The organism is Pedobacter sp. W3I1 (assembly GCF_030816015.1).
In the GTDB taxonomy this organism is placed as follows: Bacteria; Bacteroidota; Bacteroidia; order Sphingobacteriales; family Sphingobacteriaceae; genus Pedobacter.
In genome coordinates this window covers 5,564,669-5,576,852 of record NZ_JAUSXN010000001.1, presented here as the reverse complement: position 1 = coordinate 5,576,852, position 12,184 = coordinate 5,564,669, and the positions used below count along the sequence as shown (strand labels likewise).

General features: G+C 42.5%; 7 protein-coding genes. All 7 read left to right on the top strand.

Going from position 1 to position 12,184, the window contains the following annotated elements; all coding sequences use genetic code 11:
• Position 1 precedes the first annotated feature (1 nt).
• The 7 genes from QF042_RS22720 to QF042_RS22690 all read left to right on the top strand — a co-directional run bounded on the left by QF042_RS22720 (position 2) and on the right by QF042_RS22690 (position 11,366).
• Entirely contained in the window at positions 2-496 is a 495-nt protein-coding gene (locus QF042_RS22720; protein ID WP_307532449.1) for a CHRD domain-containing protein, read from the top strand.
• A gap of 192 nt (positions 497-688) precedes the next feature.
• Positions 689-2,077, top strand: coding sequence for an IS4 family transposase (locus QF042_RS22715; RefSeq protein WP_307527453.1), 1,389 nt, complete (start codon positions 689-691; stop codon positions 2,075-2,077).
• A gap of 364 nt (positions 2,078-2,441) precedes the next feature.
• Entirely contained in the window at positions 2,442-2,606 is a 165-nt protein-coding gene (locus QF042_RS22710; protein ID WP_307532448.1) for a hypothetical protein, read from the top strand.
• A 129-nt stretch (positions 2,607-2,735) separates the two neighbouring features.
• Complete coding sequence (locus QF042_RS22705; RefSeq protein ID WP_307532447.1) at positions 2,736-4,634, top strand: glycoside hydrolase family 97 protein; 1,899 nt, start codon at positions 2,736-2,738, stop codon at positions 4,632-4,634.
• Positions 4,635-4,662: 28 nt separating this feature from the next.
• The gene (gene fucP, locus QF042_RS22700) at positions 4,663-5,895 is read left to right on the top strand and encodes an L-fucose:H+ symporter permease (RefSeq protein ID WP_307532446.1); all 1,233 of its coding nucleotides are present in this window, start codon (positions 4,663-4,665) and stop codon (positions 5,893-5,895) included.
• Positions 5,896-6,224: 329 nt separating this feature from the next.
• Positions 6,225-9,548 (top strand): TonB-dependent receptor, encoded by a 3,324-nt coding sequence (locus QF042_RS22695; RefSeq protein WP_307532445.1) that lies wholly within the window; start codon positions 6,225-6,227, stop codon positions 9,546-9,548.
• A gap of 9 nt (positions 9,549-9,557) precedes the next feature.
• The gene (locus tag QF042_RS22690; RefSeq protein WP_307532444.1) at positions 9,558-11,366 is read left to right on the top strand and encodes a RagB/SusD family nutrient uptake outer membrane protein; all 1,809 of its coding nucleotides are present in this window, start codon (positions 9,558-9,560) and stop codon (positions 11,364-11,366) included.
• Positions 11,367-12,184 lie beyond the last annotated feature (818 nt).

The following is a 12,184-nucleotide window of genomic DNA, read 5'->3' as shown; positions in this document are numbered from 1 at the left end:
CATGAAAAACAACATATTCAAAATTCTGGTTTTCTGCGCAGTGTTAATTCTTGCCGGATGTACAAAAGGAAAAGAGCTGGAGTCCTTAACCGGTGCTACCTATACAGTTACAGGTGCCGCTGATGCAGTCCAGATGGTACCTGCTACCGGAGTTAATACAACCGGAACCTTCAACGGCTGGTACGATGAACAGGTAAATGTACTAACCTTTACCCTGGCCTGGAGCAATGTTTTTACCGGTACGCCTGCTGATGCGATCACATCGGTAAAATTTTATGGACCTGCAGCCGCAGGAACCAACGGCACACTGATTAAAACAGTAGTTTTTGCTAATGGCAATGCATCAGGTTCAGTTAACCTCGGTCTTGGAGGATACGCCGAATTAAGCGCAACCGAAATACCGGTTTTACTTAACGGAAGCTGTTATTATGTAATCTGTACCCAGAAATATCCCTCAGGTATCATCAGGGGGCAACTTAAGTCGATCAGGAACTGATTGTAAACTGTAGGGGGCAATATCATGTAGTGGGAGAGGGTGTATCATAAAGGCGATTTCACCTCAGATGCTGTCATGTTGAGCCTGTCGATGAAAATCGGGAGGCTACCATTAACAGATTCCAAAGAACGGTCGTCTTTCCCGCGCATGCCTATCGTGTGGACACATCTTTTTATTTACTTTGCGCTTGATATGCATCGAGAATTTACAGATTTAGGGGATCACCGTTTACTTTTAAGAGGGAATAAGATTTTAAATGACCTTTTTAGCCGGAGTGTTCATTCGATACGGCAACTTACAGATGATGATGCATCCGCAAAAGGCTTCTACCGTTTTCTCCTGAATGAACGGATAAGCGAGGATGAACTCTTGTCCAACCTTATTGGGAACTGTAAAGCAGCATGTTCAGGCAGATATGTTATCTGCTTTCAGGACACTACCGAGATTAACCTTAGTAGTCACGGGAATAGGATAAATAAAACCAGTGGCCTAGGCACCACCAATGCAAACAAAGTTAAGGGGCTTGGCTTTTTTATACATCCAAGCCTGGTTGTTGATGCAGAGAACTGCATTCCCTATGGTTACTCTGACATTAAGATATGGAACCGACCGCTGGAGTTTAGCTCAAAATTTGAGCGTCAGTACCAATCGCTGCCTATAGAAGAGAAAGAATCCTATAAATGGATCGAGGCTTCGAACAATACCAAATCTGCATTAAGCGATGTTGTAAAGGGTATGCTGATCGTTCAGGACAGAGAGGGCGATATATATGAACAGTTTGCGCTCATTCCAGATGGGCACACCGATCTATTGGTCCGGGCAAGATCCAACAGAACGCTGGGCGATAAGACCAAGCTTTTCGATTGCCTTTCCGCCTATGAGTCAGCAGGATACTACGAACTTCCTGTAGCCGCCAAGGGGAAACGGAAAAAGCGGACTGCTAAAATAGAGGTCAGGTATAGAGATATCGAAATAAAAAGCACAAAGGGTACCAGCAAGGGGTTGCCCACTACAGTACCCCTGTTTATGGTAGAGGCAAAAGAGGTTGGCTACGCAGGAGAGGACAGTATCTGCTGGAGGTTGCTGACTACCCTTCCTGTAGAAAGTATCGAAATGGCAAAGGCCTGTATAGAATGGTACAGCTGGCGATGGACTATAGAGGAAGTATTCAAGATACTTAAGAAAGAGGGATACAACATAGAAGCATCGGAACTTGAATACGCCTCTTCGGTTAAAAAACTTTCTATACTGATCATGGAAGTGGTGATCAAACTGTTTCTTATGAGACTCTCCTATGCAGAGCCTGAGATAGAGCTGTCAGCAGATTCCTGTTTTACGGCCCAGGAGCAGGAGTTTCTTGATCATCGGATAATCCGTCTTGAAGGGAAAACCCAAAAGCAGAAAAACCCATATCAGGCAAAAGACCTAAAGAGGTATGTATGGGCAATAGCCAGACTTGGGGGATGGAAAGGCTACGAAAGTAACAGGCACCCAGGAATTACTACCCTTTGGATAGGCATCAAGTATTTTAAAGCATCAATGCAGGGTTGGGATATCCACAGAGATGTGTCCACACGATAGGCGCATGCGGGAATCTTAAAGCTTATGGCATTACGATTATCTGCGATGAGCACTTCGTGGTTCCTAATCGAGTTACCAATGACAGATTCTAAAATTGGCGTCATCTCGACCGAAGCAAATGCGGAGTGGAGAGATCTTTGGACTATGTTAAAAGATCTCTCCACTGCGGTCGAGATGACGATTCCTCGCGGATTATCATCTATTAAAAATCCCTCGTCATTTATATTGATTTTTATACGATAAATTAACCCTCAGGATGACCAATCTATATTTATGATACAACCTCTTTGTATCAGGCATTTTCAAATTATTCTTTTTTACAGGTAAATAGAGTATTAAAAACGCTAGCCTGTGTCTTATTAATATGAAAACGAAAATTCTGCCAGAAACATTGGAAAAAGAGGAACTGCCCTTTGGTTTTAAAAGGCAACCCGTTTCGGATGAAGACATCAGAAAGCATTGGGACCGAATAGCGGCCAGAATTTCTGGAGGTGGAGGAGCTAAACATGCTCAGATCATCAAAAAATGACAATCAGGCGAACGAGGTCTGATATGACTTAGCCGATAACGAAGTTTTTCTCAATACTATATTTTTTACCTGCACATACTTTTTTTTAGAACAATTGAATCCCCCTACCACCAATACGCCTGATATTTTATGAAATTTTACCGACACACTTTTCTTATCCTATTTTCCTTACTTGCTTTTTTTGAGGTATCAGCACAAAATACCAAGCCCGGCGCAGAACAGATACTTTATTCGCCTGATAGATCTCTTATGGTCCGTTTTTTTCAAAAAGAATCTGCAGATCATAAAAAGACGTTTTTTTATCAATTGTCTTATAAAGGAAAAAATGTTATTCTGGAGTCGAAACTTGATCTTGAACTTGATAACCACCTTTCAGAAAGTGCAATGGCATTAAAGGTAGATACCCATCAAAACTGGTTTGAGAATCTTGAGATCAAGAATTCAGTGCGCACGCAAAAAGATACGACCTGGACTCCTGTTTATGGAGAGAGGAAATTTATCCGTGATCATTACAACAGTCTGGTGATTAAAACAGTGAAGGATGATAATCCGATATATGAGATGAATATCGAATTCAGGGCCTATAATCAAGGTATTGCCTTTCGTTTTTTCTTTCCTGAAAATGTTAAGGGAACCTACTATCGGATCATGTCAGAAAATACTGAATTTAAATTTGAAGAAGGTGCATTAGCCTGGAAGGCAAATTGGGCGCAGGCACCGTATAAAAAGGTTCCACTCGAGAATTGGGACGCAGAGGCTGAACGACCACTGACCCTCGAACTAAAAAATGGTCTGTTTGTATCGCTGTTAGAGGCACAGATGGTAGATTATTCAAGAACGAAATTTAAACTTAAAGAAAAAAATACAGTAATCACCTCTATGTTTACCCCTGTAGATCTGATTTCTCCGGTGGCAACGCCGTGGAGAGCGGTAATGGTTGCCGAAACTGCCAGCGGGATTGCCGGAGGAACAGACCTGATCTTAAACCTTAATGAACCATCAAAGATAAAAGATCAAAGCTGGGTAAAACCGGGTAAGATAATGCGCGTGATGTCGCAAACTACAAAAGATGCGCTGGAGAATATCGATTTTGCGGCAAAAAGAAGCCTACAGTATATCCTGTTCGACTGGAAATGGTACGGTCCTGCTTTCAGCTTCAGTTCTGATGCGTCAAAAGTCGCAATTGCAGATTTCGATCTGCCTCAAATCATCAGTTATGGAAAAGAAAAGGGAATAGGGGTGTGGTTATATGTAAACCAACAGGCCCTGTTGATGCAGAGCGATAGCCTTTTTTCAATCTATAAAAAGTGGGGTATTGCCGGGGTTAAGTTTGGCTTTGTACAATCAGGATCACACCGTTGGACAACCTGGGTAGAAAAGGCGATACAGCAAGCTGCTCAGAACCAGATAATGGTGAACATTCACGATGACTGGCGCCCAACAGGCGAGCAGCGCACCTGGCCCAATCTGATGACCTCGGAAGGAATAAGGGGAAATGAAGAAATGCCCGATGCCACCAGTAACACCGTAATGCCGTTTACCAGGTATATCGCAGGAGCTGCGGATTATACCATCTGTTATTTCGATCCTAGGATAAAAACAACCCATGCCCACCAGTTAGCACTTGCCGCAATTTATTTTAGCCCGATTCAGACCCTGTATTGGTATGATAAACCTGCCTTTTATAAAGGTGAACCCGAACTTGAATTCTGGGACAAGATTCCTGTTACCTGGGATGAAACAAAGGTTTTGTCGGGGCGCCCTGGTGAGTACGTTACAACAGCAAGGCGCAGTGGCGAGGAATGGTTTTTAGGCAGTATTACCAATAATGAGGCCCGTAAAGTAGAATTGAAGCTGGATTTTCTTCCGAAAGGACAAAAATTTGTCGCCCGGATTTATAATGATGACAGCACTGTTGCCACTGCCACCAAAGTAGGAATAAAAGACATAGCGGTTGATTCAAAATCTATCCTGAAACTGGATCTTCAGGCTTCAGGAGGTGCTGCAATCTGGCTACACAAAAAATAATCATCAAAAGATTACAACAACAATAAAAATGAACAATAAACCTGCTTTTACCGAAAAGAAATTCCTTTTAACCTTTATCCTGGTTACTTCCCTGTTTATGTTATGGGGAGTGGCGCACTCGATGAGTGATGTACTGAATAAACATTTTCAGAATGTACTTAACGTATCAAAAGCACAATCCGGACTGATCCAGTTTTCTGTATTTGGAGCCTATTTTATCATGAGCATTCCAGCCGGAATATTTCTGAAACGCTTCGGCTACAAGGCAGGTGTAATATTAGGGCTTGGACTTTTTGCTACCGGGACTTTTCTTTTTGTTCCCGCTGCAAATGCAGAAAGCTTTGGTTTTTTCAGGATAGCACTTTTTATTCTCGGCTGCGGAATGGCAACGCTTGAAACTGTTGCACACCCTTTTGCGGCCTCATTGGGTGATCAGCGTACCAGTGATAGAAGGGTAAACTTCTCCCAGTCTTTCAATGCCATAGGTGCAATAATTGGTCCGGCTATAGGAACATTCTTTTTGCTACGCGCAACTTCCGGTGGGCACGAAAATTCCCTCGATTCGGTAAAATTGCTTTACGCAGGACTAGGAGGTTTTATTTTGATGGTTGCGGTGGCTTTTTTCTTTATCCGCATTCCGGATCTGATCGATCCCCATAGTATTTCCGATACACCAATATCTGCACAGAACATTGACATCGCTCCGGGAAAAAGACTTTTTCAGCACCGGCACTTTGTTTGGGCAGTAGCGGCTCAGTTTTTTAATGTAGCGGCACAGGCTGGTACCTGGAGTTATTTTATAAACTATGGACACGAGAAAATGGGCTTTTCTGATGAGAAAGCAGGAAACTTTATGGTATTGTTTATGGTAATGATGGCGCTTGGAAGATTCGTTGGAACTTACCTGATGAAATTTATAGCCCCAAACAAAATTCTCGCTGCATTTGCCATTGGTAGCATTATTGCCTGCCTTATTGTAGCCCAAAGCTGGGGCTGGACATCATATTGTGCCCTGCTAAGCATCAATTTTTTCTTTAGTATTATGTTTCCTACTATTTTCAGCCTCGGACTGAAAAATCTTGGTTCACATACCCAGCAAGCATCTTCATTTATCTCTATGGGGGTAGTTGGCGGAGCTGTAATGCCTTACTTTATGGGTAAGATAGCCAATGTAGATGTGGCCCATGCTTATTATCTGCCCATCATCTGTTATGTGGTGATCTTTCTTTTTGCCGCCAGATTTTTTAAGGTAATCAGATAAACGATTTCAGCATGGCTAACAGGTCTTTGCTTTCTGCGTAATGGATTTGAGCTTATATGCAATGAACAGAATGGCAAAAGCAGAACATTTAGTCGATTTATTTGAAAATTATGCGGTTTTGTTTTTTATGTATTTTTAATCGTACAGGTTTAAATAAAAAATGTTTTTGTCGCGGCGATGTCTTTATTAACTTCTAATCTGGAAAAAAACTTAAAAAAAGAGTATACAGGCAATCTCTCTGTGTCATTAAGATAATCCAGCCTTTCAACTCCATTATAAACTCGCTCTTGTTGTTGGAGGGCAAATACCAAATATTAAATACAAGAATTATGGATATTTTTTACAAAAAATTATGGCAGGTAAGTGCAGTGCACTTATTTCTACTGCTGTTTTTTTGTTGCACCTCTGCTTTTGCACAAACGCAGGTAGTAACAGGGAAAGTTGTAGATGCGGAAACAGGCGACCCGATTCCGGGTGCTACAGTTAAAGTGCTCAGCTCCAATATAGGCGTTTCGGCCGACGTTAATGGCAGCTTCACCCTTAATGTGCCTGTGGGTGCTTCAATACAGTTTACTAGCATTGGTTATAAAAATGTAGTATTAAAAGCAGAAACAGGCAGGCCGATGTTAGTCAAATTATCTTCCAGTACAGAACTGGATGATGTTGTAGTTGTGGCATATGGCACACAGAAGAAAGCAACGGTTACCGGTGCGATTTCTACCATCAATTCAAAGGTATTTCAGGATCGCGGGCCTACCAACAATCCAATTGCAAATATCCAGGGACAGGTTCCGGGAGTTGTGGTCACCAGAACATCTGCACAGCCGGGACGGGAAAACTGGAATTTTCAGATCAGGGGAGCTACCTCTATTAATAACCAGGATCCATTGATCATCCTCGATGGGGTAGCATTGAACAATAACAATGCGTTAAATTCGATCAACCCGGATGATATTGATAACATCTCAATTTTAAAGGATGCAGCAGCATCTATATATGGTGCAAGGGCAGCTTACGGTGTGGTACTGATTACGACAAAAAAAGGCAAGAGCGGACAGTTTGTGGTACAATACAGCCCGACAATTTCGCGCAAGCTGATTGGTCTTCAGCCTGAAATGGCAAATATGGAGCAGTGGGCAAAGGGTTTGATTGAGGCGAAAATTAATGACAATTATGGTGTAATACCTGCAACAGATTTGTGGTACCAAATGGCCAATTTTGCCATCGCGAACAACGGTAATGTGATTTTGGCTTCACAGATTCCGGGTTATAACGGATCATCTATCACTTCCGGACTTTTTTACAATGGATTGCCGGTTCCTGCTTTCGGTGATGTAAAAGAGCTTAATTTTACCGATACCAGAATGTCAGAAATCCTATGGGGGGCAGCCACTTCTACACAGCATAATCTAAGCCTGGCAGGGGGAAACGAAAAAAATACGTTTCGGGCATCCCTTGGATATCTCAATGACGGCAGTCAGCTCCAGTTTGGGAATAACGGAAATCAACGTTATAACCTGAGGTTGAACAATGGCTTTAGGTTCAGTGAAAAAGTTCAGCTGGAAACCAATATCTCGCTTGAACAGAATAATATTCAACAGCCAACATTATATACTACAGGTTCATACAGTGCCCTTGGTAATGGCTTTCAGCCCGGAATCCCGGCATTTACCCAATCTGGCAAACCTTACCAGTGGGGTGGTGTAATCAGTCCACCGGGATCATTAAGGGATGGTGGTGATAACCTGGAGAATAATACCAGGATTTTATTAAACTCTACCATAAATTATAGACCTGTAAAACACCTTACCTTTTCGGGTACTGCAGGGTATAACATGTGGTATCAGGATAACAAGGTGCAGGCGAAAGCAGTACAGTTTTATTCCTATGATGACCGTTACCTGATCTCCACAACACCAAGCAGGGGCGCAGCTGGTAATGTTACCGGAAATGCCAATTATTTCAGGCAAACGGTTAACGATAAATATTATAACCTCATCGGTAGGGTAAGCTATGAAAATACATTTGCGAAACACCATAATGTAACACTAATGGCTGGAGGATCTTACGAAAGAGACGAATATAACATGTTTAGTGCCCGTACCTATAACCTGGGTAGCGACGATATTCCATCATTGAACCTCGGTTTGAATAGCCTTACCGGTGGCTTTGTAACCGATGATGAGGCCAGGAATCATTATGCCATTGGTTCGTACTTTGCAAGGGGCACTTATGATTATAAAGGAAAATATCTTTTTGAAGGCAGTATAAGATATGATGGTTCATCTAAGTTTATCGATGATAAACGCTGGAAAACTTTTTATAGTGCTCAAGTGGGCTATAGGCTCTCAGAGGAGGATTTTATCAAGAAACTGGATGTGTTTTCTGACCTTAAAATCAGGGCATCTTATGGTACAGCAGGTAACCAGGGTGGCATTGGGCTCTATGATTATTTGCTGTCGCTGAATGTGGGAAACAGTGGAGTGCTGCTCGGCCCCAACATTGCAACAGCAACAACCACTACAGGAAACCTGGTTTCCCTAAACAGGACATGGGAGACGGTTGTCAACAAAAACCTTGGTCTTGATTTTGGACTTTTAAAAGGAAAATTGACAGGGACTTTCGAGCTTTTCGAAAAACGCAACAAAAATATGCTTATCAGTATAACTTATCCTGGAACGCTTGGAATCGGTGCACCTCAATCAAACAACGGGGAGCTAAAAACATGGGGCTGGGAGGGGATCGTAACCTGGAGGGATAAGATCGGAAGCGTTAATTATTCTGTTTCGGCCAACATTACTGATAGCCAAAACAAAATTATTTATCTAAACGGAGCACCGCTGATCAATGCCGGATACAACGGGGCAGTAGAGGGCTATTCGATTGGATCTTATTTTGGCCTCCAATACGCCGGCCGCCTTCAAACGCAGGCCGAGGTTGATGCTTATAATAAATTTTATGCACCCGGAGGAGTTGTGAACGGGATCGGAATTCCGATTGCTAGTCCATTAACCAACCTTCCAGGGCAGTTATCAGGTCTTCGCCCGGGAGACAATTCATTCGTAGATGTAAATGGTGATGGAAAACTGACAAATGGTACATCTACCTCTGATATGGGTGACTTTGTTTACCTGGGAAGTGATATCCCACGGTATACATTCGGTTTAAACCTCGGGGTGCAATGGAAAGGTTTCGATGTGACTACCATCTTTCAGGGAGTTGGAAAACGTACTATCTTCAGGGCAAACGGAAGCGCGAATAACTGGCGTACACCGTATCAGGCCCTGGGCCAATCACAGGTTACTGCCTGGATAGGAAATACCTGGTCGCCTGAAAACACTGGGGCTTATTTCCCGAATCTTCATGCCAATACGGCCATCAATTCTTACAATTATCAGGCATCTACCTGGTCGGTTGAGAATGGAGCTTATCTGCGCCTGAAGAATGTTGTGCTGGGTTATACCCTTCCAAAAGCGCTAATGGCCAAATCACATCTTTTTAGCGGTCTTAGACTTTATGCTTCTGGAAGCGATTTATGGGAAGTTACCGGAATCAAAGACGGCTGGGATCCGGAAGTTACCAGAACGACCTCCGGAAATGAGCGTTACCCTTTTTACCGTTATCTAACCTTTGGTGCTAACCTTACTTTTTAATAAAAGGTCATGAAAAATATAACATATCAAACAGTACTCTCCCTGGCGATGATTTTCCTTATGGGTGCATCGGGATGTAAAAAATCATTGGATCTCCTTCCTCAGGATCAGCTTTCAGAGATTGCATATTTTAAGAATGCAAATGATTTTAAAACTTTTGCCAACCAGTATTATGGTTATCTGAGGAACTTTAATAATTCTTTTGCCGATAACCCGCATTATGATGGCAGGGCCGATATATTTGGTGGCGGTGGCGCCTTTGGATCTGGTACGAACACCGTTCCTGTTACAGATGGAAATTGGAATAGCAATTATACCAGGATCAGGGCTTGCAATTTTCTGCTTGAAAAAGCAGTTGGTTTTGCCGATAAGGCAAGCGTTGCTCAATATGTAGCCGAAGCGAAGTTTTTCAGGGCATACGCATATTTCGATCTGTTACAGCTGTATGGTGGTGTTCCGCTCATTACCAAGACTTTGGATCTGGAATCACCTGAGCTTTATGGCGCAAGGGCGACCAGGGAAGCAATAGCAGATTTGATTATTGCCGATCTGGAAGCAGCCATCCCTGACCTTCCAGCATCAATTACTTCCACTTCAGTAGATTTTGGAAGGATAAGCAAGACTGCTGCACAAGCTTTTTTAGGACGGGTTGCACTTTATGAAGGTACATGGTTAAAGTTCAGGAGCGGAGATGCAGCAAGGTTTAACAATCTCCTTGATAAATCTGCAGCTGCTTCCAATGCGGTAATCTTAAGTAACCAGTTTGCGCTTTTTGGAACGGCTGCGTCAAACTCCCTTGGAGGAAACAGTACCGTTTTGGGAGATTCAGCACAGAAATATCTGTTTATCCTGGAAAACCCGAAATCTAATCCAGCAGGTGTAAATAAAGCTGCCAATCACGAATACATCATTTCTTACCGATACGATGATGTGATCAAAACAATCAATACCAACATTAGCCGCCAGGGAACCCAGATTGGTCCCCAGCAGAAATTTGTAAATGCTTTTCTATGCCAGGACGGACTACCGATTGAAAAATCTCCTCTTTTCCAGGGTTTTCAAACTTATGCTTCGCAGTTTGCCAATAGAGACAACAGGCTTAAATATACCGTTAGGGTGCTTAACGGGTATTACTGGTATGGTAATGCCAACTTTCGGGTAACCTGGTTAAACGATGCTGCCGATAATGCCAATTCTACAGGTAAAGTGGTACAAATTGGCGGTTATACTAACCAAAAATGGGTTTCCGAGCGTAATGTACCAGATACAAAAGAATCTGAAGATTATCCTGTACTCAGGTATGCTGAGGTTTTATTGAACTATGCCGAGGCTGTTTACGAAAGAAACGGAGCCATCAGTGATCTAGATCTTGATAAATCACTAAATCTTGTGCGCCTGCGTGCCAACAAGACCATGCCTAAACTTTCGAACGCGTTTGCCGCTACAAATGGACTTGATTTCCGTACTGAAATCAGAAGGGAACGCTTTACAGAGCTTTACTATGAAAACTTCAGGTTCGATGATATCAAAAGATGGCATAGTGCGGGTACTGATCTGATTACAAATGTTGGCGGATCGGCCTATGGAAATGCTGCTGGATTTATCAGCCCTTGGCCCGTTTCCATCAGGTTTACCGGCACCCAGGCACAATTGGGGCCAAATCAGTTGGCACCTGCACCAACAAATGCCAAAGACGCCAATGGAAATTTGATTTTGGATAATACGGCCCGTACCTTTTCTGAACGACATTATTTATATCCCATCCCGACACAGCAGCTGACTTTAAATCCAGCGCTGATCCAGAATCCTGGATGGTAGTTTTTAGATTTTAGTTCTTTATTAACCCGGTTACCGAATGGTGGCTGGGTTTTTAATTTTTCAATTTTTGAAAAAGCCGTGTTTTATCAATCTATTAATAGCTTATTCAACCTGGCTACAGTTATGTCTTAAGTTAAGTACCATCCGCTGTCAGTCTGAGCTTCCCGAAAAATCCTATCGTGTGGACACATCTTTTTGAGGTTAATTTTTTAGGCGTTTTGCTAGCTTCCTCAAATTACACAGTGTTTTAACCGAAGAACGCCGTCAATCCCAAGGGCCCGAGAAATCAAAAAAACAGTTGCAGGGAAGAACAAATAGTACTGCCAAACCTAAAACGCAGTGGTTTTGTGTTCATAGACGCTAATTTAAAGCTTTAAGAAATATTGAACACAAAACAAAGTGCCGCTGTTTTTTTGATGCGTGTAGGATTGTGTAAAAGGCCCATTGCTGGATTGACAAAGCGCTTTGGGTACTTTGGCGCTCCAAAGTACCATGCCCAGCGGCAAAGAGCGGCAAAAAAATCAACATTTATCTCCAAACTATAGTTTTTAAGATATCAAGCTTGTTATTAGCAGGAAAGATGCTGAAATAAATTCAGCATGACGCTCGCCTTAGGGATATGCGCTAAAAACAAATACAGGCTGATGTAGATGTGTCCACACGATAGGAAAAATCGGGACAGGTAGTTGAAGACCTTTTTATAGTCGAAAACAAAAAAAATGTCCTTCGACAGGCTCAGGATGACAATGTTTTTTGTTTTCTCCAACTTAATGACATCGGGCTATAGTCAGCCATTTAGTTTTGGCGACAGCGTATGA